This is a genomic window from Maritimibacter alexandrii (assembly GCF_005871115.1).
GTDB lineage: Bacteria > Pseudomonadota > Alphaproteobacteria > Rhodobacterales > Rhodobacteraceae > Maritimibacter > Maritimibacter alkaliphilus.
This window is the reverse complement of sequence record NZ_SWKQ01000013.1, coordinates 190,067-213,446: the sequence shown is the minus strand read 5'-3', so window position 1 is coordinate 213,446 and position 23,380 is coordinate 190,067. Positions and strand designations below refer to the sequence as shown.

At 65.0% G+C, this 23,380-nt stretch carries 14 protein-coding genes; 6 read left to right on the top strand and 8 right to left on the bottom strand.

All coding sequences use genetic code 11. The features are described 5' to 3' along the window. Nucleotides 1-133: 133 nt before the first annotated feature. The 4 genes from FCT00_RS13550 to FCT00_RS13535 form a co-directional block, all read right to left on the bottom strand. Nucleotides 134-1,231: an ABC transporter ATP-binding protein gene (locus FCT00_RS13550; protein ID WP_008330214.1), complete on the bottom strand. Its 1,098-nt coding sequence runs from the start codon at nt 1,229-1,231 to the stop codon at nt 134-136. A 4-nt stretch (nt 1,232-1,235) separates the two neighbouring features. Beyond that, nucleotides 1,236-2,129 (bottom strand): carbohydrate ABC transporter permease, encoded by an 894-nt coding sequence (locus tag FCT00_RS13545; protein WP_138423447.1) that lies wholly within the window; start codon nt 2,127-2,129, stop codon nt 1,236-1,238. Then, a complete protein-coding gene (locus FCT00_RS13540; RefSeq protein WP_008330210.1) occupies nt 2,122-2,997 on the bottom strand; it encodes a carbohydrate ABC transporter permease in 876 nt (291 codons plus the stop codon). The genes FCT00_RS13545 and FCT00_RS13540 overlap by 8 nt, the downstream gene beginning before the upstream one ends. Nucleotides 2,998-3,062: 65 nt before the next feature. After that, nucleotides 3,063-4,307 carry an ABC transporter substrate-binding protein gene (locus FCT00_RS13535; RefSeq protein ID WP_040885543.1) on the bottom strand — a complete coding sequence of 415 codons (1,245 nt, stop codon included), beginning with the start codon at nt 4,305-4,307 and terminating at the stop codon, nt 3,063-3,065. A 192-nt stretch (nt 4,308-4,499) separates the two neighbouring features. Here FCT00_RS13535 and FCT00_RS13530 point away from each other — a divergent pair, with 192 nt between their 5' ends. From FCT00_RS13530 to FCT00_RS13515, 4 genes are all read left to right on the top strand, one after another. After that, nucleotides 4,500-5,237 carry a response regulator transcription factor gene (locus FCT00_RS13530; protein ID WP_138423446.1) on the top strand — a complete coding sequence of 246 codons (738 nt, stop codon included), beginning with the start codon at nt 4,500-4,502 and terminating at the stop codon, nt 5,235-5,237. Then, nucleotides 5,234-6,682, top strand: coding sequence for a sensor histidine kinase (locus tag FCT00_RS13525; protein ID WP_235889084.1), 1,449 nt, complete (start codon nt 5,234-5,236; stop codon nt 6,680-6,682). Before FCT00_RS13530 ends, FCT00_RS13525 begins: the two co-directional genes overlap by 4 nt. Before the next feature lie 466 nt (nt 6,683-7,148). Next, a complete protein-coding gene (locus tag FCT00_RS13520) occupies nt 7,149-8,810 on the top strand; it encodes a hypothetical protein (protein ID WP_235889082.1) in 1,662 nt (553 codons plus the stop codon). Nucleotides 8,811-8,814: 4 nt separating this feature from the next. Further along, nucleotides 8,815-9,798, top strand: a complete 984-nt coding sequence (locus FCT00_RS13515; protein WP_008330199.1) for an SUMF1/EgtB/PvdO family nonheme iron enzyme — start codon at nt 8,815-8,817, stop codon at nt 9,796-9,798. Between the two features lie 205 nt (nt 9,799-10,003). On the opposite strand, the gene FCT00_RS13510 is transcribed toward FCT00_RS13515, so the two are convergent. Then, nucleotides 10,004-11,611 carry a hypothetical protein gene (locus FCT00_RS13510; protein ID WP_138423444.1) on the bottom strand — a complete coding sequence of 536 codons (1,608 nt, stop codon included), beginning with the start codon at nt 11,609-11,611 and terminating at the stop codon, nt 10,004-10,006. A gap of 219 nt (nt 11,612-11,830) precedes the next feature. Next, complete coding sequence (locus tag FCT00_RS13505) at nt 11,831-13,057, bottom strand: UbiA family prenyltransferase (protein WP_138423443.1); 1,227 nt, start codon at nt 13,055-13,057, stop codon at nt 11,831-11,833. A 158-nt stretch (nt 13,058-13,215) separates the two neighbouring features. Between FCT00_RS13505 and FCT00_RS13500 the strand changes: the two genes are divergently transcribed. Next, nucleotides 13,216-14,898, top strand: a complete 1,683-nt coding sequence (locus FCT00_RS13500; RefSeq protein ID WP_138423442.1) for a tetratricopeptide repeat protein — start codon at nt 13,216-13,218, stop codon at nt 14,896-14,898. Nucleotides 14,899-15,112: 214 nt separating this feature from the next. Then, complete coding sequence (locus FCT00_RS13495) at nt 15,113-21,895, top strand: Ig-like domain-containing protein (RefSeq protein ID WP_171042991.1); 6,783 nt, start codon at nt 15,113-15,115, stop codon at nt 21,893-21,895. Between the two features lie 67 nt (nt 21,896-21,962). Here the strand turns inward: FCT00_RS13495 and FCT00_RS13490 are convergent, their stop codons facing one another. Both FCT00_RS13490 and FCT00_RS13485 read right to left on the bottom strand, forming a co-directional pair. Continuing rightward, nucleotides 21,963-22,586 carry a 3-oxoacid CoA-transferase subunit B gene (locus FCT00_RS13490; protein ID WP_040884570.1) on the bottom strand — a complete coding sequence of 208 codons (624 nt, stop codon included), beginning with the start codon at nt 22,584-22,586 and terminating at the stop codon, nt 21,963-21,965. Next, a complete protein-coding gene (locus FCT00_RS13485) occupies nt 22,586-23,290 on the bottom strand; it encodes a CoA transferase subunit A (protein WP_008330182.1) in 705 nt (234 codons plus the stop codon). The genes FCT00_RS13490 and FCT00_RS13485 overlap by 1 nt, the downstream gene beginning before the upstream one ends. Between the last annotated feature and the right edge of the window lie 90 nt (nt 23,291-23,380).

Genomic DNA, 23,380 nt, shown 5'->3' with positions numbered 1-23,380 from the left:
GCGGAACGCAAGGGGCATTTTGTGGAGGGTGGCGAGAGTTGGCGAGTTTTTGATCGCAATTCGGCGGAGGTCTGCCTGTTTGCTGGGCAAAGGCTGCGGCGCGTGACAGCAAGGGCCCGCGCCGCCACCGTTGTCAGTTGAGCCTGTGGCCTGTTTCCGGTTCGAAATACGACACTTTGGCAAGGTCGAAGGCGAAGGTGTGGACGTTGCCCGCCGCCGCCTCGGTCTCGGAATGCATCCGCGCCGTGACGGGTTTGCCGCCCAGATGCGTCATCACATAAGTGTCGGCCCCGGCGGGTTCGACGATATCGACGCGGCAGTCGGCCTGTTGCACCGTCTCGCCATGGCGGAACCCCGGTTCTGCGATGTCCTCGGGCCTCAGCCCCACGATCACGTCTGCAGGCAGGTCTTTTGCGCGCGGGTCGTTCAGCACGATCGGTTCGCCTTCGCGCCGCGCGATCTCGATGGTGGTGCCGCCCCCGTTGGTGCGCGCCTTGGCCGGGATCAGGTTCATGGCGGGCGAACCCATGAAATCCGCGACGAAGAGGTTCGCGGGCCTGTTGTAGATCTCGGACGGCGAGCCGATCTGCTGGATCACGCCGGCTTTCATCACGACGATCTTGGTGGCCAGCGTCATGGCCTCGATCTGGTCGTGGGTCACATAGACCATCGACGCACCGAGGTTCTGGTGCAGCGACTTGATCTCGGTCCGCATCTCGACCCGCAGCTTTGCGTCGAGGTTCGACAACGGCTCGTCGAAGAGGAACAGCTTCGGATCGCGCACCAGTGCACGGCCCATCGCGACGCGTTGACGCTGCCCGCCCGACAACTGGCCGGGGCGGCGGTTCAGAAGCGGTTCGATCTGCAACTGTCGCGCCACATCGGCGAGCTTACGGTCCTGCGTCGCCTGATCCACGCCGCGCACCTTCATCCCGAAGGTGATGTTCTTGGCGACGCTCATCGTCGGGTAGAGCGCGTAGGACTGGAACACCATCGCGATGTCGCGGTCCTTGGGGCTGACATTGGTCATGTCGTCCCCGCCGATGGCGATGGACCCGCCGGAAATCGGCTCCAACCCCGCGATGCAGTTCAGAAGCGTGGACTTGCCGCAGCCGGAGGGGCCGACGAGAACAAGAAAATCGCCCGGCTCGATCGCCACGTTGATGTCCTTGAGGATCTCTACCGAGCCGTAGTTCTTGTAGAGATTGCGGATGTCGAGAATGGGTGCCATTGGGTCAGCCTTTCACGGAACCGGCGGTCAGACCGCGGATGAAGTATTTGCCTGCGACGACATAGACGAGAAGGGTGGGGAGCGCGGCGATGATCGCAGCGGCCATGTCCACGTTGTATTCCTTCACGCCCGTCGTTGAATTGACGATGTTGTTGAGCGCCACGGTCACGGGTTGCGTGCCCGCCTGACTGAACGAGACCCCGAAGAGGAAGTCGTTCCAGATCTGGGTGAACTGCCAGATGATGCTGACCACGATGATGGGCAGGCTGAGGGGCAGGAAGATCGACCAGAAGATGCGCAGGAACGTGGCCCCGTCCACCTTGGCGGCCTTCACCAGCTCCTGCGGGATCGTGACGTAGTAGTTGCGGAAAAACAGCGTCGTGAAGCCGATGCCATAGATCACGTGGACGAAGATCAGCCCCGGGATCGTCCCGGCGATGCCCATCATGCCGAGCAGGCGCGCCATGGGCAGCAGAACCACCTGGAACGGGATGAAGCAGCCGAACAGCATCAGCGCGAAGATGATGTTGGCCCCCTTGAACCGCCATTGCGCGATGACATAGCCGTTCACGGCCCCGAGCAGGGTCGAGATGACGACACCGGGCACCGCGATCAGCACCGAGTTCCAGAAGTAGGGGCGCACGCCCTCGCACTGGATGCCGGTGCAGGCCTCGGACCAGGCCGTGCGCCACGCGTCGAAGGTGATTTCGCGGGGCAGGGCGACGAGGTCGCCGGTGCGGATCTCTTCGAGGCTCTTCAAGGACGTGGTGACCATCACGAAGAGCGGCAGAAGGTAGTAGACCGCGAACAGCGCGAGGATGATGTAGAGCCCCCAGCGCAGGGCGGACTTGCCAAGCGCGCTTTGCCTGCGGGCGGGAGAGAAAGTCGCATCAGTCATGCTTCGTCACCCTCAGTTCCGAGTAGAGGTAGGGCACGATGATCGCGAAGACGACGAGCATCATGATCATGGCCGAACTTGCCGCCTGACCGATGTCGCCGCGCGAGAACGCCATGGCATACATATACGTCGCGGGCAGATCGGTGGCGTAACCCGGTCCGCCGCCCGTAAGCGCGATGACGAGGTCGAAGCTCTTGATCGCCAGGTGGGCGAGCACGATGAAGGCCGACAGAAAGATCGGAGCCATCGAGGGAATGATGATCGCGGTATAGACTCGCCATGTCGGAATGCCGTCGACCTGCGCGGCCCGGATGATCTCGGTATCGACCGATCTGAGACCAGCGAGGAACAGCGCCATGACGAAGCCGGAGGATTGCCATATGGCCGCGAGTATGATCGCGTAGATCGCCCTGTCCGGGTTCACCAGCCAGTCGAAGGTGAAATTCTCGAACCCCCAGCCCTGCACCATGTTCTGCACGCCCAGACCGGGGTTCAGGATCCATTTCCACGCGGTCCCGGTCACGATCATCGAAAGCGCCATCGGGTAGAGATAGATCGTGCGGATCGCGCCTTCGGTGCGGATGTTCTGGTCCAGCAGGATCGCGAGGATCAGGCCCAGAACCATCGAGATGCCGATGTAGAGGCCCCCGAAGATGTAAAGATTGGTGATCGCCGTGTCCCAGCGCGGCGAGTCGAACAGGCGTTCATACTGGATGAAGCCTTCGATCTCGTATTTCGGCAGGAGACGCGAGCGGGTGAGCGACACCCAGGCGGTCCAGCCGATGAAGCCATAGACGAAGATCAGGACGGCGATGAAACTGGGCGCCAGCACGATCTTGGGCAAATGGGATTCGAACCACTTGGCCATGTATTCCTCCCCCTGAATGAACCCGCCCCCGAAGGGGACGGGTCCGGTGTTCGGGTGATGTCAGATCACATCGAGTTCGCGACGGCGTCGGCGAGCATCTGCACCGCTTCATCCGACGACATGTCGGAGTTGAAGTGGGCCGTCACCACGTCGGTGATCGCACCGGCCTGCGCGCCGCGCAGCGCCATGCCATGCGCGTAGCTGGGCAGGAGCGAACCGCTTTCGGACGAAGCCGCCATATCCTCGGACGAGGTCACGGCGCAGCTGTCGAACTCGTCCAGCGACACGTCGGTGCGGGCCGGGATCGAACCTTTGTTGAGGTTGAACACCTTCTGGAAGTTCTGACCGACGATCAGCTCGGCCAGAAGCTCCTGACCCGCGCGCTTGTCGTCGCCGTCCACTTCGAACATCGCGAAGCTGTCGACGTTGTAGAGGAAGCCGTCACCGGGGGTGGAGGCGCAGAGGAAGTCTTCGCCCGGCACTTTACCGGCGGCGAGGAATTCGCCCTTGGCCCAGTCACCCATGATCTGGAACGCGGCTTCGCCGTTCATGACCATCGCCGTGGCGAGGTTCCAGTCGCGGCCCGAGAAGTTGTCGTCGACATAGCCGCGCAGGGTGCGCATCTGGTCGAAGACGGCCTTCATCGTGTCCGAGGTCAGCGCCTCGGTGTCGAGGTCGACCAGCGCGGACTGAAAGAACTCCGGCCCGCCAAGGCCGAGCACGACGGTTTCGAACACGGTTGCGTCCTGCCAGGCCTGACCGCCATGGGCGAGCGGGGTGATGCCCGCGGCCTGAAGCGTTTCGGCGGCGGCGTTGAATTCTTCCCAGGTCGTCGGCATTTCGATGCCGTTGGCTTCGAGCACTTCGGCATTGGCCCAGATCCAGTCCACGCGGTGGACGTTCACGGGGGCCGCGCACCAGGTGCCTTCGCATTTCATGTGGTTGGCGATGGAGGCGGGCAGCACGTCGGCCCAACCCTGTGCCTCGGCGACGCTCGAAATATCGGCCAGCACGCCTTCTTCGTACCACTCCTGAATCGCCGGGCCCTTGAGCTGGACGGCGGTCGGCGCGTTGCCGGCGAGCACGCGGGCGCGCAGAGCGGTCATGGCGGCGTCGCCACCGCCGCCCGCGACGGGCATGTCGGTCCACGTCCCGCCGTTCTCGGCGAATTCTTCCTGAAGAACGGCGACCGATTTGGCCTCGCCGCCCGAGGTCCACCAATGCAGGACTTCGGCCTGCGGTTCGGCTTGGGCCATGCCCGCGACGGACAGGGCGACGGCAGAGACGGCCGCGAATGCGGTGTATTTCATCTTGAGTTCCTCCCAGATATCGCTGCCCTCCATGACAGCGCTATCATGTATCCTGCGCTCGGCGCCGTGCCCCGATCAAGGGGCCGCTCCCGCACCCGATGTTGATTTCGGCGCGGTTTGTTACAGGCTGTTACGCGGGCGTTGCATTTGGTGCAGGCTGGCCGGAAAGATCGCCGGGGAGGAGGACGCACGGTGACGATACCCAGACTTCTCGTCGTGGACGACGACGCCGACATGCGCGGGATGATGACCGAGTTTCTGCACAAACACGGCTTCATCGCCCACGGCGCCAATTCGCGCGACGACATCAAGGCCGCGCTCGCGGCGGGGCGGGTCGACATGATCCTGCTCGACGTGATGCTGGGCGACGAGAACGGGGTCGAGATCTGCCGCGATCTTAGGCGGGACGAAGACGTGCCGATCATCCTCGTCTCGGCGCTCTCGGCGGACCATCAGCGCATGGCAGGGTATGAGGTCGGGGCCGACGACTATATCGCCAAACCCTTCAACCCGGATCTTCTGATCGCCCGGGTCAAGGCGGTGCTGGCCCGCACCCGTCGCGCGGCGTCGCTCTCGCATCGGCGGCGGACCAAGGTGTTTCGTTTCGCGGGCTGGACCTATGACGCCAAGCGCGACGAGGTCATCTCGCCCGATGGATATCAGGTGTCGCTGTCGCGGCGCGAACACGCGCTGCTTCAGGCTCTGCTCGCCAATCCGTTCATCCCGCTGACCCGGGCCGAGATCGCGGCGACGCTGGACGTGACCGGCGAGGGCGTGCACGAGGACGAGGCATCGGGGCGGGCCATCGACATGCTCGTGGGTCGTCTCAGGTCCAAGATCGAGGATGATCCCAAGGCCCCCGTCATGCTGCGGACGGAACGGGGGGTGGGCTATGTGCTGGCCGTGGACGTGACGGCGGAAGACGCGTGAGCCTGATCCGGCCCAGCCTGCGCAACGGGGCGGTCGCGATGGTCTTTGCCGCCTTCGCGATCGGGCTGGTCGCCGCCTGGATGTGGTCCACATCGAACCGGAACTGGACCGGATACCTCGACCGCGCGCGCGTGACCGGCGTGCTGCTTTACGACACGCTGACCGACGGACTGCCGCCGCCGAACGGCCTGAGCCTCGAACGCCTCGCGCCGGAAGATGCCGCCCGCGCCGACGCGGGTGACTTTTCCGCCCTCAGTTTCGCCCCCCGCCCGACACGGGTGTCGCTCGCCTCGATCCTGCCGGACACCACCGAGGATGCCGGACGGGCCGGTCTGAGCCTTGCGGTCCTGTCGCGCGACGTGCGCTATCAGGTCAGCGACATCACCAAGTCCGAGGGCCAGAGGTCCGCCGAAACACTCGGGCTGCTGGTCCGCCTAGTCGCACGCTATTGCAGTGACGCGGTGATCCTCGCGCGCGCCGGGGCCGGGCCTTGGGTCGCCGTATCCGGCGACGGGCTTTGGACCTGCGACGCCGCCCCGACCGACCTGCGCCTTCCGGCCGTGTTTCTGTCGGTGGTGACGCTTGCGATCCTGTTCACGGTCTCGGTCAACACGGCGGGGCAGTTCACCGCCTTCGCGGACCTGCTGAAAGGACGACGAAGGATCGGCGAGCGTGACCTTTACGAGATCGAGGGGCCGCAGGAACTGCGCGAGATCGTGACCTCGGTGAACGCCTATCTCGACGCCGAGCGAAAGCAGTTGGAGAACCGGGCGGTTGTTCTGTCGGGCGTCAGCCATGACCTTGGCTCGCCCGCCACGCGCCTGAGACTGCGCGCGGCGCTGATCGAGGACGAGGCGTTGCGCGGAAAGTTCGAAACCGACATCGACCGCATGACCGGGATGATCGAAAGCGTGCTCACCTACACCCGCGCCGAGATGGACGCCGAGGATGCGCGCCAGTTGTCGCTTCTGTCGCTGGTCGAGGCGACCGTGGCGGATTTTCAGGATGTCGGCCATCCCGTGACCTTCGAGATGGAGGAGCCGACGGCCGCCGCGACCCGGTCCCTGTTCACGGGCAAGCAGGGGCGGGGGGCGCTGACCGAACGCCAGCGCGTTCTCGTCACGGGGCGCCCCATCGCGCTTGCCCGTGCGCTGTCCAACCTGATCGACAATGCGCTGAAATACGGGCGCCGGGCACACGTCTCGCTCGCCGTCGCGTCGGATCGCGTCGTTCTGACGGTCGAGGACGAGGGCAGCGATATGTCGGTCCCGGATGTCGAGGCGGCCGTGGCCCCGTTCAAGCGCGGCACGAACACCGAAACGATTTCGGGCTTCGGCATGGGGCTGACCATCGTCGCGACCGTGGCGGAACAGCACGGCGGTCGGCTGTTCTTCGAGCGCGGAGAACGCGGTCTGCGCGCGCGGTTCGAGATCCTGCGCGCTTAGGTGGTTTGGTCATACCGAACCAGTTCTTGCGAACAGGTGAGTCCGTTAGGTGTCTCGCTTGAAATAATCGAACATTCTCGGGAACAGGGACGACCTCGCGGGCTTATCGCGAAGCCTCCGTTCCACGCGACGGGTCTCGCTGCAAGAACCACCGAAGCTGGGGATTCCACATCACGTTCTGCTGAATCCCGTTCGGCAGGCTTGGCGCATGGCGCAAGTCCCGTAAAATGGCTGCGATAACAACGATTCACCCAAAGAGGGGATCGGGGAGGTCGGAGCATGGGACAGTCGCATTCGATCTGCGCGCACGAGGGGTCGGCGCTTGCCTCGCATTTCCCGAAGAAGCAATTTTCGCGACCGCGATATGAATGGAGTTTTTATGTTTGACCAGATCACCCGGCGCGCATGTGGGGCTGCGGCGGGTTGCTTGATCGCTTTGGTGGCGCACGCTGCCGTCGCCGAAGGGATGACCGAAGCCGATGCCGCGACGCTTGCCGCCCAATGGGAGACCTACAATCAGGACTCGGTCGGGTCGGTCATCGAAATGGCACCGATGCGGACGACACAGGAAACTGTCGCGGCGGATGGGACCACCTATCGCCTGACCTCGCTGCATCCGGGCGTGAACCGCTGGTATCTTCTGGAAATTCAGGCCGAAGGAGCGGGTGCGCAACGGTTTCATTTCGAGAACGCGGATGCGCAGACCTGGACCCTGACGCTGACCGACGGCGATCAGCCCGCACTCAGCATCGCGGGCCTTGGCAGTCAGGACAGTTGCACGCCTTGGACGGGCGAACCTTCGGCGCTCGCGACAGCGGCGGGGAGCGGGCTGCCCTATGCGCCGCTCTGCGGGCAGAAAATCTACCTGCGCAACAAGGTGTCGGGCAGCCGCACCAACCGCGAGGCCGTGTCGGATTTCCTGCGTGAAAACGTGGTGTTCGGCGACAAGCTGGTGAACCTCATCAAGGGCACGTTCTTCGAGGACGCGTTTCTCGAAAACGCCGAGACGGTCGAGGATGGCGATGCGGGCGATGCCGTCGCCGCGCTGGGCACGGCGGCGCTGGACCGTCAGCCGGTCATGCGCCCCAACATGTCGATCGAGGTCGAGGGTGCCGAGGGCGGCATGGAAGCCGGGGCATGGTACGCGGTCGAGGGCAACGAGGGCGTCTATTCCAGCGTGATGAAGCCCGCCTATATCGCCAACAGCATTCTGTCCGAACGCAACGGCGCCAACTGGCTCGACGGGGTCGAACAGAACGCCGACGTCTACCTCGTCGCCTTCGATCTTGGGAAATTCGAGGTCGGGTATGAATTGGGCACCGATCACCCGGGCCTTGGCTGGTCCTCCCGCCCGTCGCGGTCGGGCAGCGACTGGCAACTGGCGGGACCCGACGGATTCAACCGCCCCGACCCGCTGGTGCGTAACGGGATGCTGTCGCCGTCGCTGACCAGCCGCGCGGTCGCGGCCTTCGCCGGGGGGTTCAAACGCGATCACGGCGCCTACCGCTTTTCCGACTACGCGACCTTCAACCGGGGGCACCATTACGGCTTTCTGTCGAACGGCGTGACCTTCAGCCGACTGATCCCGAACCTCGCCACGCTCTATGTCACGCTCGACGGCGAGGTGGGCATGAAGACGTGGACCGAGGCCGACAACGAAATGGTCCCGAACCTGATCTATGCCCGCCAGAACGGCGTGGCCGTCGTGGACCGCGACCCCGAAACGGGGCAGGCGGTGCCGGGCGACCGGGTGAGTTCCTGGGGCGGCGGCAACTGGTCCGGCTCGGCGGATGCGCAACTGCGCACCCTGCGGTCGGGCACCTGCCTCAAGACCGCCGGCGGGCGTCAGTTTCTGCTCTACGCTTATTTCTCGTCGGTGACGCCCTCGGCGATGGCGCGGGTGTTTCAGGCCTATGACTGCGACTATGCGATGCTTCTCGACATGAACTCGCCGGAGCTCACTTACCTCGCGGTCTACAAGCAGAATGCCAATGGTGACGGTCTCGAACCGATGCACCTGAACCGGTACATGGCCGAAAGCGATCCCTGGGGCGACAACGGTCGCATCCCGCGGTTCGTCGGCTTCGCGGACAACCGGGATTTCTTCTACATACTGCGAAAGGAATAGGAAGATGCGGAAAGCGATTGCGGCGCTGGGACTGGCTCTGACGGTATTTGCGGGCGGTGCCGGGAGCGCCGCGACGTTGGCCGAGAACAACGAGGCGATGTATCGCCTCATGATGGAAAAGCGCGGTGTGACGGCCGCGCAGATCTCGCGCATCCGCCAGATTTTCAATTCCACGGGCCGGACCGGGCAAGGCAACCCGGCGGTCACGCGCCACCCGATGACGCCGCAACAGGCCGCCGCCAAGGTGCCGGGCGACCCGTATCAGTATTACCGCAACGCGCAATTCGAACGGATCTGCGGGCGCAAATACATGGCACCGCTTTACGATCCCGCGACGCAACGGCCCGAGGATGCGACGGTCTGCGTCGATATGTTCGAATACCCGAACGTCCCGATGGCCTACCCGGTGACATGGATTTCGGCCCGCAACGCCGCGCTGACCTGCGCTGCGGAGGGCAAACGCATGGGTGACGCCCATGAGTGGGAGGGGGCTGCGGCCGGTGCGCTTTTGGAGCCCGATTACCGCTTCGACCTCGGGTCACACGGTGCGATGCGGTCCTGGCACAACGCGAAATGGGGCCAGTCGAAGAACTGGACCTATGGGCCGCAGTGGCGGCGGGGGATCTGCGCGCAGGCCTCGTCCAAGACGCCGGGATGCAACGGGGGCAGCTGGTCGGGCTGCGGGTCGAACACCTATCCGGTCGGCAGCTTTCCGAACTGCAAATCGGCGCTGGGCGTCTATGACCTCGAAGGAAACGCGGCCGAGCACATGAACCTGCCGCTCAACCCGAGCCAGATGGCGAGCCGGGGGTCGCAGACGCTGGGCGTGACCGAGATGAAGGGAAGCTGGTTCATCTGGGACAGCGTGCGCGCGCATGAGGAATGGGCGCGTTGGCGCGCGCCGTTCTGGCACGGCACGCAGGTGATGTCGAACGGCAGCCACTCCAACTACCACCTCGGGTTCCGGTGCTTCCGCGATATTCGCTGATCGGGCGTTAAAAAATGGAGCGAGCTTCGCTCGCGCATGGGGAGCCCGTCGCCTGCGGCGCCGGGCGATAGGGGGCGCTGCCCCCCGCCGCTGCGCGGCGTCCCCCGAGGTTTTTTGAAACAGAGAAGAGGGACGGGGCTGGCGGCCCCGAACGAAGAAGGCCGCGCTGGTGTGGCGCGGCCTTCGTGCGTTCTGGTGTCTAGCGTCAGCGCGAGGCGACGCGGATCACCGGGCCCGGCATCGGGCCGTCGCTGTTCAGCAGATAGGCATAGCGGCCCGAAGACAGCAGGTCTTCGAGGTCGACCGCGCGCCCGTTCAGATAGGCGGTGCGGCTGACCAGACGAATGCCGTGGCTGTAGTCGGCATAGCTCGCCCCGTGGACCGTCGACACCGGCTGGATCGGATTCCCGTTCGAGCGGTGCCAGCCGTAGATGGCGACGCGCCCCGGGTTCGAGGCCATGCGGTTGGCCATGACCACGTCTTTCTTGTGGCCCGAGATCAGGCCCATCCGACCGCCACGCTGGGCTTCGATGGTCTGGTTGTGCTGCACGAAATAGGACGTCGACGACATCTGCGGCCCGGCCTGCATCGGCTTGGGGCTGAGTTTGACCGACGCCTGCGCGTAGATCGCATCGACCATGCGCGAGGTGGGCAGCATCATGCCGAAGCGCCCGGCGATCGAAGCGGCCGCAGGCAGGCCCAGCGGCACGCGGACGAAATCGCGGTCGGAACCGAGCGCGAGGTAGTCGGGCGTCACGCAGACCACGATCTCGGTCGAGGCCCCGCGCGAGTCCTTGCCGCGGATGACGACCGGACGGAGGTCTTGCAGGAAGCTCGGCATGTTGCCGCGCGCAAGCTCGTTGATGATGGCGTTGTCGCGGTTGCCGCCGCTGCCGTTGCCGACGGCGGCCATGAAGTCACTTCCGGTCGGTGCGCCCGCACGGCGGTTCGGCATGTTGCGGGCGTGGTTGCGGCCGCAGCCGTTGCCGGAGACGCGCGACGAGGCGACGAAGGACGGATCGGGTTCCGGCGTCGGTTCCTGCGCCTGCTGGCGGGTCGGCGCAAAGGCCGTGCGCAGCGCATCGGGCAGCGCGCGGGGGCGCGGCGACGACGGCACGGCGAGGACCGAGGTCGAGTTCATCGTGGAGGTGGTGAACCCGTCGAGGTCGTTGTCGGCACCGGCCACCTGAATGACCTCGGCTGCGGGCGCCTCCGGTGCCGCCACCGGCGCGAAGCCTTCGGGGCGCAGGCGCGGGCGGATCGAGGCGGTCACGGCAAGGTCGGACGGGTCGACCAGCATCGCGGCATCGGCAAGATCGGTCGCCGGCGCGGCCGGAACCGGATCGGGCACCTCGGCCGTGGCGACCATGCGGTCGGCCGGCGCGGGCTGTTCGTTGGCGTCCTCGGTCATCGCGACTTCCCGCTCAGGCTGGACGAGCGACGACCCGGCGCGGGTGTCCGCGTCGGTTTCGCTCAACCGGGCGAGGTCTTGCGGCGACGGCGCGGCGGCCTCGGCTTCCGGTGCGGGAAGTTTGGGCGCTTCGGCCGCTTCGGTAAAGCCCGCAAGTTCGACCTGCGGTTTTTCCGGTGCGGTCCCTTCGTCGAGGCGAAGCCCGCTCAGAACCCGCTGGGTCTGGGAGGCGAGGTCGCTGTCGACGACCTGCGGCGCGGAGGCGGCCGGCTCGGTCACGACGAAGGCCGAGACATAGGACGGATAAAGGGTATGGACAGCGAACAGGCTGCCCCAGGCGGAGACGACCAGGCCAGCCAGAACCCCCACAGCGGCAAGCGCGTGGACGGGTTGAGGACGCATGCGTACAGGCGCGGTGTCTTTAACATCGTGTGTGTGTCGGATCATGGTCCGCGCTCGTACTGTCCCTTCGTTAAGATGACAATAAAGCGGGTTCCGCCGATGTGGGAGATTTTTGCCGACTGGGCGGAATCTTGCCTCGATGAGTGGCTGATAAGCAAATCACCGCACCGAACTGCGACAGGCCGTCGCAGCTTGGGCCGCATTTCCAGTCGATCGCGCCTAGGCCAGCACGCCGACGGCGAAGAGAACGGCGCAAATCGCCACGAGATATCGACTCGCCCGGTCTGTCAGGGCGAAAACCACGGGATCTTCGTTCACGAGGCCCCGGTGGGCGAGAAGAACGATTCGGCTGATCCAGAACAGGAGCACCAGACCGACACCCCAGAGGGCCATAGGCTCGGCATACTGCGCGCGCACCTCGGCGGTGTCGAGATAGAGCGCCAGCACCAGCACGGCGATGAAACCCGATGCGGTGGCGATCATCGCGATGATCGGGCGATCCTCGACCGTATAGGCGCGACCTGCGGCGGCCTTGGCGGCCCCGCGTGCGTCAAGCTCGACGAGTTCCGCCAGACGTTTCACGGCGGCGAGCGAGAGGAACAGGAAGATCGAAAAAGACAGAAGCCAGACCGAGGGATTGATGTCGGTCGCGGCGGCGCCCGCCACGATCCGCACCGTATAAAGCATCGCGAGCACGACGATATCGAGCGCGAGCATCCCCTTCAGCTTCATCGAATAGGCCGTGGTTAGCACGAAATAGCCCGCAAGAACGATGGTCAGCGCCGGGGTCACGAGAACCGCGATGCCGAAGCCCGTGACGAGAAGCGCGATCAGCATCGGCGCGCCGAACCTGACGGGAAGCCGCCCCGAGGCGAAAGGGCGATTGCATTTGGTCCGATGCTTCCGGTCCGCCTCGAGGTCGGCAAGGTCGTTCAGCACATAGACCGCCGACGCGACGAAACCGAAAGCGAGGAAGGCGAGCAGGGCGCTCAGAAGCGTGTCCGGCGCAAAGGCATGGGCGGCCATGAGCGGCAGAAAAACGAGGATGTTCTTGACCCACTGATGCATCCGCATTTGGCGAAGGATTTCGCTCAAGAGCGTGATGGCGCGCTCTCGCGGCACGTCGCTTGCGGGCGCGTGGCCGGTCTGGGTCCGGTCGAAGGCCTTGAGATGCGACGCAACGGGGCCCGCGAGTTCCGGCATTCCGGCGTCGGCCAGAACGACCTCGCGCCCCTCGGCGCGCGCCGCCTTGCAGCCCGCGATCACGTCGGGGTCGTAGGGCAGGCGCTTGGGGTTTGGGTAACGGCGGTGCTTGCGCAGATGCAGGCTGCGGATGTCGCGCGAGACGTTCCACCAGAACACCTCGGCCCCCAGATTGCCCCGCAACAGGTCGCGGTCGAGGTCCACGATGAACGGTTCGGTCGACGGGCGGAGTTCTTTCTGCATGGTGCCGTGGCTTGTCTTGAATCGCTCATTCGACTGTGGCCAAGCCGTTTTGAGGTGACAATCTCATAACGAGCGGACACCCTGACCGGGGGCGTGGTGTAGACTTGGTGTCACGGTCCGGTTAGCAATTTAGTGTCATTTCATAGGGGATTGTCGTCTTGAAAGGTTTCGCAGTCATCGTCGCCGCAACGCTGACCATTCCGGGGGTCGGTTATTCGCAGGACACGCCGGACGGGTCGGACGAAAAGACCCCGTCGGTTCAGGTCGGCGACACGACGGCGGAGATGACAGGCGGTGTGGCCGCCGGGGGGGATGACGCGCCCTCTGCGAGCGGGGCGAACACGGCCAAGGATCGCGATGGCGAAGGTCCGGCGGCGCCGACGCTCGGCGGGCCGCAGGTTCAGAAAACGGACGCGGCACCGGACCGTCCGTCGGGCATCTTGAACGGCGTCGAGCCGCGCCGGGCCGACAAGGATGGTGCCGATGTCGCGGCCTCACCCGATGTGGATGGCGAGACCGAGGCGGGCGATGCCGATGTCACGGTGACGGGTGGCGAGGAGGCGGTCGCGCAATCCGCCGACGATGCAGAAACCGACGTGGAAGCCGCGACGGACATGACGCCTGACGCCGCGGCGCAGGCCGAGGCCCCGGAGCAACCGGACACCGAGGCCGAGGCGAGCGTGGAGGACGAGGCCCCCGAAAACCCGGCGACCGAGAGCGCGGAAGAAGTCACCGAGGCCCCCGAAGACGCGGCGACCGAGAGCGCGGACGAAGTCACGGAGGCCCGCGAAGACGCGGCGACCGAGAGCGCGGAAGAAGTCGCGGAGGAACCCGAAGCGGCGCCCGAACCGGACCGCTACGACATCGCCGCGCAGGAATGCATCGACATCGCAGGCCCCGCGAATGCAGGTGTTCCTGCCGCTGCGGTCGATGCCGCATCGCAAAAGGAAACGCTGGCACGGGCGGCAGAGGCCTGCCTGATGGCGGCCGAAGCGGAAGATGCCGATCCAGAAGTTTTGTTTCACGCCGCATCCATCGCACAGGCGCGCGGGCAGGCGGGGGCGACCTTCGACCTGCTCACCCGGTCCGCCGAGGCCGGGCTGGGCGCCGCCGAAACCCGGCTGGGGGACTATTTCCTGTTCGGCGTCGGCCCCGAAGGTCAGGACATCGCCAAGGCGGTCGGACATTATCAGGCCGCCACCGAGCGGGGCGACGCCGCTGGCATGACGACGCTGGCCCTTCTGTATCAGGTGGCGCGCGGGGTTCCGCGCGACCCGGCGCGCATGGTCGAACTGATGACCATGGCCGCCGACAAAGGCTATCATTTCGCGCAATACCGGCTCGCCCAGACATACCTGAACGGTGACGGCATTCCGGGACGGGCCGACGCGGCGCTGGGCATTCCGGACACGACGCGGGCGGTCAGGTATTACACGATGGCGGCGGATGCCGGGAACCTTTCGGCGGCGCTCGAACTCTCGTCGCTCTATGCCGATCCCAACTCCGGGTTGCCCGACGACCCGGAGGAGCAGGTGCGCCTGACCCGAATGGTGTCCCAGACCGGCCATCCGCCCGCAATCGCGATGATGGGCGTGTTCTATGAAACCGGGCGCGGCGTCGAATATGACCCGGCGATTGCCGCCGGGCTTTATGTGCGGGCGATGGAAAGCGGCAAGCTGGACTTCGGTGACCTTCGCAACGGCGCGCCCGGCACCTGGGACCGCGACACCGCGCTGGAATTCCAGAAGATCCTTCAGGCGCGCGGCCTTTACGATGGCGCACTCGACGCGATCGTGGGGGGCGGAACGGCGGCGGCCGCCCGCAAACTGGCAGGGAACTGAGCGACAGACGCCCGGACGGGCCATATGTGGTGGCCGCCTTTGCGCGGCCCGCTACATTATGCCCTGGGCGCTACATCCTGCTATCCCGTTCTAAACAATCGCATATCTCGAGTAAATTTTGAGGGAATCACTTTTTGGGGTTACCCTTGGGTCAGGTCCCGGACCTTTTAGAACGCTACTTTATTTCAACATGCCGTTTCAGGGGGGAAATCGCATGGGCAAGTCCAATAGTAATTCCAAGAAAAACGACAAATCCAACCGGCGCGACGACGACCACCACCAGTCCCGAAACGGCCACGACGACCACGACGCACGGGGGCGCGAGGCCGACCACGACAGACGCGGACCGGAGATCGAGATCGGCACGCGCCACGATGACGTCATCGACAAATCGGACGCTTCGCGCGGGCAGGTCATCGTGGGACGTCAGGGTGACGACGACCTGACCGGGTCGGATTTCCGGGACATCATAAACGGCAACCGCGGCGACGACCGGGTCGAAGGCGGCGGCGGCAACGACTTCATGAATGGCGGCTCGGGCACCGACACCGCCGTCTTCTCAGGCTCGATCCTCGACTACACGATCAACTCGAACTGGTGGCGCAATGTCATCACCGTGCGCGGGCCGGACGGCTGCGATACGCTCGTCGGGTTCGAGATTCTGGAGTTCGACGATTACACGTTCGAGATCGGGGGGGAGAACCCGCCGCTCGTGGTGTTCGATGACGCGAGCGCGCCCGAAAACGGGACGACCACGCTATCGGTCTCGGTCTACGACATCGGCGGAACCGGCGCGACGATCCTGTCGGCGAGCCTGTCCGACACGGACGGCCAGCCGGGAACCGGCACCGTCACGGTCGGGGCCGGAACCCCCATCCCGACCTCGGGCGGTATGGACGCCCAAAGCTATGACCTGACCTTCGATCCGGGCACGGCCTTCGACTACCTGTCCGCCGGGGAAAGCGTCGTGGAGCAGATCACGCTGGTCATCGACGATGGGAGCGGGGGGACGACGACGATCACCTCGGACCTCACCATCGAAGGTCTGAACGACGGCATTTCGATCACCTCCGGGCCGCAAGGCGCCACCGTGACGGAGATCGCCGACGGTGCGCCGGGCGAGGGGACCGCGACGCTGAACGCCGCCGGGTCCATCGACTTCACCGATGTCGATCTCAACGACAGCCATGTTGTGTCGGTCGTGCCGGGCGCGTCGGGCTATCTGGGGGCCTTCGCGATCCTCCTTACGGATTCCACGGGGTCCGGGGCCGGTTCGGTCGGGTGGAGCTTCGATGTCGCCGATGCCGCGCTCGACGGGCTCGCCATGGGCGAGACGCTGGTGCAGACCTACGCGGTGACGCTGGACGACGGGCAGGGCGCTACCGCGACCGATACCGTGACGATCACGCTCGTCGGTGAAAACGACGCACCCACGCTGGATGCGGGCACTGCCGAAGCCTTCGAAGGGGGCGGGCCGGTCGATGTGGACCTCGCCGCGCTGGCGGATGACGTGGACAGCGACGACGACGCGACGACGCTGACCTACCTGCTGGGCGCCTTCGCCGGGCCGGGCAGCGTTTCGCTGGTCGGTTCGACGCTGACCTTCGATCCGGGCAGCGACTTCAACGCGCTCGCCAACGGGGAAGAGGCCGAGGTCGATGTCGAGGTGATCGTGGTGGATGCCCACGGCGCCAGCACCAGCGCGACCGTCACCGTCACCGTGATCGGCACGAACGAGGCGCCGACGGCACTCGCCGACACGGCCAGCACCGATGAAGACGACGCCGTGCTGGTGTCGGTGCTCGACAACGACAGCGACCCGGATGCGGGCGACACCCTGAGCGTGATCGCCGTGTCGGTCACCTCGGGCGGGGGAACGGCCGGCATCGTCGGCGATCAGGTCGAATGGACGCCGGAGGGTGACTATAACGACCTTGCGGTCGGTGAAACGGCCACGGTGGAGCTGTCCTACACCATCGCGGATCAGGCGGGCGAAACCTCGACCGCGACCGTGACGATCACCGTCTTGGGCACCAACGACGGCCCCGTCGCGGTGGACGACGCGGCCTCGCCAACGCCGATCCTCGAAGACACCGTGGATGTGTCGTTCAGCCTGACCGCCAATGACAGCGACCCGGATGGCGATCCGCTGTCGATCCTCGGCATCGACGACACGGGAACGCTGGGCGACGTGAGCGTTGATGCCAACGGGACGGATGTCACCGTCGGGATCGCGGGCAACTTCGACTTCCTCGCGGTGGGCGCGACCTACATCGACAGTTTCGACTACACGGTGACGGATGGAAACGGGGGGACCGATACGGCCACCGCGACCGTCACGGTCGAAGGCGAGAACGATGGGCCGGTCGCCAATGACGACAACCGCACGCTGGGAGAATCCGGCTCGATCTCGGTCGCGGTGCTCGCCAACGATACCGACGTCGATCTGGGCGATACCCTGTCGGTCATCGGCGGCGTCAAATACACGCCGGGCGGCACCGGCGATATCGTGGGCGATCAGATCACCTTCGATACCTTGGGCGACTTCGAATACCTCGGCGCGGGCGAAAGCGTCGACGTGCTGATCGGCTATGTGATGGAGGACAACCACGGTGCCAGCGACAACGCGCTGGTCACGATCACGGTCCTTGGCGAGAATGACGGTCCGACGGCGAATGACGACACCGCGACCGTCAACGAAGACGACCTCGTCGCCACGGCGATCAACCTGACCGGAAACGATACCGACGTCGATCTCAGCGACGATATCGAGGTTCTGTCCATCGACACCACCGGCACGTCGGGCATCGTCATTTCGACCGGCGATGGCGATACCTTCACCTATGATCCGTCGGGACAGTTCGAGGCCTTGGGTGCTGGCGAAAGCGCGGTAGACACCTTCACCTACACGGTGACCGACGGAAATGGCGGGCAGGATAGCGCCACGGTCTCGGTCACGGTGATGGGTCAGAACGACGGACCCTCGGCCGTGAGCGACAACAACGCCGGCGCTGCGGTGGTCGAGGCCGGCTACGCCGACCCGGTCGGACAGGACAGTGCCGCGGGCAATATCCTTGCCAACGACAGCGACGTGGATGCGAATGACGTGCTCGCCGTCGTGCAGGTGTCGTCCGGAACCGGCGAACCGGGGTCGGACATGCCCGTCACGACCTTCGTGCAACTCGTTCTGGGGCGCTACGGCCTTCTCGCCATCGGGCCGGACGGTGATTGGACCTATACGCTCGACAATACGGATTCCGATACCGAAGCCTTGGTTTCCGGCGAAATCGCGCAGGAAACTTTCACTTATACGATATCGGACGGGAACGGCGGAACGGATACCGCCACGCTGACCATCGACATCAACGGGGCCGATGATAATCAGGCGCCCGTCGCGAATGACGACGTCTATTCGACGGACGAGGATTCCCCGGTCGGCATCCCCCTCAGCCTCCTGTCGAACGACAGCGACGCGGACGGGGATGTGCCGTTCGTCTATTCGATCAACGGAACGGTGCTGACGGGCCCGACGACGATCAACACGACGCATGGCGTCGTATCTTTCAACGGGACGTTCTTCAGTTACACCTCGGACCTGAATTACTCGGGGCCCGACAGCTTCACCTATGAAATCTCCGACGGAATTGCGGTGTCCAACACGGCCACGGTCGATATCGACATCGTTCCCGTCGCGGATGACCCGGTGGTGGTGCCTCAACCGCTCGCCATCGGGACCGAGGATACCGCGGGGCTCCTCGGCCTCGTTGCGGATCTGTTCGACACCGACGGGTCCGAGACGCTTCAGCTGCGCTTCAGCGGTATGCCGGCGGGCTCGGTGTTCAACATCGGATATGCGGATGGCCCGGAATGGGTGATCGAGGGCACGGATCTTGCATCCTTGCCCGGCCTCACCTTCACGCCGCCGCCGGATGCCTTCGGCCTCATCCAGTTCCAGGTGGATGCGATTGCGACCGAAACGGCGAATGGCGATCAGGCGACGACCACCCGGCTCATCTCGGTCGATGTGGCGCCGGTGAACGACGCTCCGGTGGCCTTCGACGACGCCTTCACGGTCGCCGAGGGCGCGGCGCTGGTCGGCGCGACGCTGTTCACACCGTTCTCGTCCACCCCGCCGCAGGATTACGACATCGACAGTGCGGGCATTTCCGTGATTTCAGTCGCCGGTGGCGCATTCTCCGGTGAAACGACGCTGCTCTCGGGCTTTGGCAACCTGACCGTCCGGGCCGACGGCACGCTCGACCTCGACACCGCAGGGTTCATCGGGGCCGAACAACTGGGTGTGGGCGAGACCGGGACGATCACCTTCGACTACACGATCACCGATGGCGACGGCGGAACCGATATCGCGACCGCGACCGTGACCATCGTGGGCGCGAATGACGGCCCGGTGGCCGAGGACGACCTGTTCAACGGCGATCAGATCGGTGCGACGGGCAACGTGTTCAATGACAACGGGTCCGGGGCCGACAGCGATGTCGACGCCAACGACGTGCTGACGGTCGTCGCCGTGAACGGGGTCGACACGCAGGTGGGGCAGGAGCTTATCCTGCTGTCCGGCCAGACGGTGCAGGTGAATGCTGACGGCACGTTCGCGTTCAGCTCCAACGGGTTCTTCGACGGGCTGGGCGTCGGCGAAAGCTACACCGCGCCGATCCTGACCTACACCGTGTCGGACGGACAGGGCGCGACCGATACCGCGACGATCTCGATCTCGATCGCGGGGCAGAACGACGGGCCCGTCGCCGTGGACGACGCGTTCATCACACCGGAGAACGGCGCCTACACCGCGGACCTGTTCCGGCTCGGCCAGATCAGCCCGGTGCAGGACTACGACCCCGACATCACCGACAGCTTCACGCTGACGGAACTGAACGGCTCGGCGGCACCGTCGATTACGCTCGCCTCGGGGGCAGAGGTCACGGTCGTCGACGCGACCACGGGCGACGTGTTCTACAACCCGCTGGCGGCCTTCGATTACCTCGGAGTGGGCGAGACCGCGACCGACAGCTTCACCTACACGATCGAGGATGAGAACGGGGCGACCGACACGGCCACCGTATCCGTGCAGATCGTGGGGGCGAACGACGACCCGGATGCGGTGAACGACAGCTTCACGGCGCTGGACACCGGCGCGGACGAAGACACGCCCATCACCTTCGCGGCGGCGGACCTTCTGGGCAACGACAGCGACATCGACGGCGACACGCTTGAGATCGTCGCGGTGTCGCCAACGGGCACCGCAGGCGGCACGCTCGCGCTGAACCCGGACGGGTCGGTGGATTACAGCCCCGCCGCCGCGATGCAGGGGCTTGCCGCAGGCGATATCCTTGTCGAAACCTTCACCTACACCGTAAGCGACGGTAACGGGGGGAGCGACAGCGCGACCGTTTCGTTCGAGATCGCGGGCGTCAACGATGCGCCGGAGATGGCCGATCAGTCGGAGACGACCGATTACGAAGTCGCGCTGAACGCGACCCTCAGCGGCTTCGACATCGACGGTGACAGCCTGACCTATGCGCTCGTGCCGGGTGAAGGGCCGGACAACGGCACCATCGTGGCCAATCCCGACGGCAGCTACGTCTACACCCCGAACAGCGGTTTCTCGGGGTCGGATTCATTCCAGGCGCTCGTGTCTGACGGAACGGCCTCCGACACCGCGACGATAACGGTGGACGTTGGGCCCTATACCACGACGGGCGGGCAGACCGCCGAGGTCGAAGTGTTTGACACCGGGCAGATTTCGGTCGACCTGTCGTCGCTTTCCGGGTCGCCCAACGTGAACGTCATGTTCGTGATGGACAGTTCCGGCAGCGTCGGCAGCAGCGGATGGGAACTGACGAAAGACGCCGTCTCGGGTCTGATGACCGAGTTGGACACGCAATTCACCGGTACGGGCGTGAATTTGGATTTCGCGGTCATCAACTTCTCGAATACCGTCCAGCGCGAGATCGAGTTCACCGATACCTTCCCGGTTTCGACCATGACGGCGCTTGTGGATACGCTTTCGTGGATCAGCAGCACCACCGCCACGGGCGATGCCATGCTGGCTGCGGCAAGCATGTTCTACGACCAGACGGCCAGCTCGGATAACAACTTCATCTACCTCATCACCGACGGTGTGCCGTATCCTCTGGCCGCGCAGGAGACACGGATCGATCAGGCGGACACGGCCTTGCGGGCCTACGGCGTCACGACCGAGGTCGTGGCGGTCGGCAATTTCCAGACGGGCAACGTGGAGCAGTTGGACACGGACGGGACCATCCTTGCCGTCTCGTCCTTCTCCGATCTGCTCGACAGCGTCGGCAATTCCGCTCTGTTCCAGCTCGAGGTGTCGGACGCGACGGTGTCGTTGGTCGCGGATGCGACGGATCACGGGCAACTGGCCGGACTGCCGGACTTCTCGACAACCGCCGAAGGGCTGGCGATCAGTCTCGCCGAGATTTCCGGCATCGCCGAGTTGCTTGGCAGGTCGAACACGTTCACCACGTCGGTGACGGTCGACCTCGACCCGACGACGACGGGTGACGAGATCGTGCTCACCACGATCAAGACGCTCGGCGTCAAGGCCGAGAGCGTGAATCAGGCCGGAACCTCCGAAGCCGACCTGATCTTCGGGTCCGACGAGGGCGACACCCTTGGCGGTGCTGCTGGCGACGACATCCTGATGGGCTTCGACGGGGACGACATCATCTTTGGTGGGGCCGGCAACGACATCGCCACCGGGGGCTTGGGTGCCGACCAGTTCGTCTTCGACGCGGAACCGGGGACCGAGACCGACGTGGACACCATCCGCGATTTCGAGCTTGGGGTCGATGGCCTCGACCTGCTTGGCGGATTGACCATCGCGAGCGTGGCCGACGTCGATGCCGACGGCGACAGCACGGTGGACGATACGCTGGTCACGCTGTCGAACGGCGCAAAGGTGCAACTGATCGACGTCAGCGGCATCGTGTCGTCGGGCGATCTGCTCTGGTGATCTTTGGCGTCACGCCACAAAAAAGGGCCCCGCGGGGCCCTTTTTCTTTCGGTCGGTGCGGATGCGCTCAGACGATCGTCGCTTCGGTCTTGGAGCGCAGTTCGTCCTCGGTCACGTCCGGGGCGAGTTCCACGATCTTCAGACCGCCCTCGACCACGTCCAGCACGCCCAGATCGGTGATGATCCGGTCGACGACGCCCGTGCCGGTGAGCGGCAGGGTGCATGACTTGAGCAGCTTCGTCTCGCCCGCCTTGTTGGTGTGATCCATCACGACGACGACCTTTTCGACACCGGCGACAAGGTCCATCGCGCCGCCCATGCCCTTGACCAGCTTGCCGGGGATCATCCAGTTCGCGAGGTCGCCGTTCTCGGCCACTTCCATCGCGCCGAGGATCGCGGCGGCGATCTTGCCGCCCCGGATCATGCCGAAAGACATGGCGCTGTCGAAATAGGACGTGCGGTTGAGTTCGGTGATCGTCTGCTTGCCCGCGTTGATGAGGTCCGGGTCTTCCTCGCCTTCGTAAGGGAAGGGGCCCATGCCGAGCATCCCGTTTTCCGACTGAAGCGTGATGTCCTTGTCGCCCACGTAGTTGGCAACCAGCGTCGGGATACCGATCCCGAGGTTCACGTACATCCCGTCTTCGAGTTCCTGCGCGGCCCGTTCGGCCATCTGGTTACGATCCCAAGGCATTATGCGTCCTCCCGGCTGCGCGTGGTGACTTTTTCGATCCGTTTCTCGTGCTCGCCCTGAATGATGCGGTGCACGTAGATGCCGGGCAGGTGGATGTGGTCGGGGTCGAGCGCGCCGCGCTCCACGATCTCTTCCACCTCGACCACGCAGACCTTGCCGCACATGGCCGCCGGCGGGTTGAAGTTGCGGGCGGTTTTGCGGAAGACGAGGTTTCCGGTGTCGTCGGCCTTCCACGCTTTCACGATGGACAGGTCCGCGAAGATGCCTTCTTCGAGGATGTAGTGCTCGCCGTTGAACACCTTGACCTCTTTGCCTTCGCCGATCTGGGTGCCGTAGCCGGTCTTGGTGTAGAAGCCGGGGATGCCGGAACCGCCGGCGCGCATCCGTTCGGCCAGCGTGCCCTGCGGGTTGAATTCGAGCTCCAGCTCCCCCGCCAGATACTGCCGCATGAATTCCGCGTTCTCGCCGACATAGGACGACATCATCTTCTTGATCTGGCGGGTGTCGAGCAGCTTGCCCAGCCCGAACCCGTCGACACCCGCGTTGTTCGAGGCGACCGTCAGGTTCTTCACGCCGCTTTCGACCACGGCGTCGATCAGAAGCTCGGGGATGCCGCAAAGGCCGAAGCCCCCGGCAGCGATCAGCATGTCGTCACGCAACAGGCCATCGAGCGCGGCCTTTGCGTTGGGGTACACTTTTTGCATATCCGTTCTTTCTCTTTCGTGAAAACGATGGACCCTGCGGCTGGCCCGATGGTCTCTCCTCCCCCGGCGACCGTCCGCCAAACTCGGCGG

Bases quoted from the DNA above. Each gene is read 5' to 3' on its own strand.
- FCT00_RS13540 (WP_008330210.1), bottom strand. From the start codon at position 2,997: ATGGCCAAGTGGTTCGAATCCCATTTGCCCAAGATCGTGCTGGCGCCC.
- FCT00_RS13485 (WP_008330182.1), bottom strand. From the start codon at position 23,290: ATGCAAAAAGTGTACCCCAACGCAAAGGCCGCGCTCGATGGCCTGTTG.
- FCT00_RS13515 (WP_008330199.1), top strand. From the start codon at position 8,815: ATGCGGAAAGCGATTGCGGCGCTGGGACTGGCTCTGACGGTATTTGCG.
- FCT00_RS13505 (WP_138423443.1), bottom strand. From the start codon at position 13,057: ATGCAGAAAGAACTCCGCCCGTCGACCGAACCGTTCATCGTGGACCTC.
- FCT00_RS13520 (WP_235889082.1), top strand. From the start codon at position 7,149: ATGACCGAAGCCGATGCCGCGACGCTTGCCGCCCAATGGGAGACCTAC.
- FCT00_RS13510 (WP_138423444.1), bottom strand. From the start codon at position 11,611: ATGCGTCCTCAACCCGTCCACGCGCTTGCCGCTGTGGGGGTTCTGGCT.
- FCT00_RS13545 (WP_138423447.1), bottom strand. From the start codon at position 2,129: ATGACTGATGCGACTTTCTCTCCCGCCCGCAGGCAAAGCGCGCTTGGC.
- FCT00_RS13490 (WP_040884570.1), bottom strand. From the start codon at position 22,586: ATGCCTTGGGATCGTAACCAGATGGCCGAACGGGCCGCGCAGGAACTC.
- FCT00_RS13550 (WP_008330214.1), bottom strand. From the start codon at position 1,231: ATGGCACCCATTCTCGACATCCGCAATCTCTACAAGAACTACGGCTCG.
- FCT00_RS13535 (WP_040885543.1), bottom strand. From the start codon at position 4,307: ATGAAATACACCGCATTCGCGGCCGTCTCTGCCGTCGCCCTGTCCGTC.
- FCT00_RS13495 (WP_171042991.1), top strand. From the start codon at position 15,113: ATGGGCAAGTCCAATAGTAATTCCAAGAAAAACGACAAATCCAACCGG.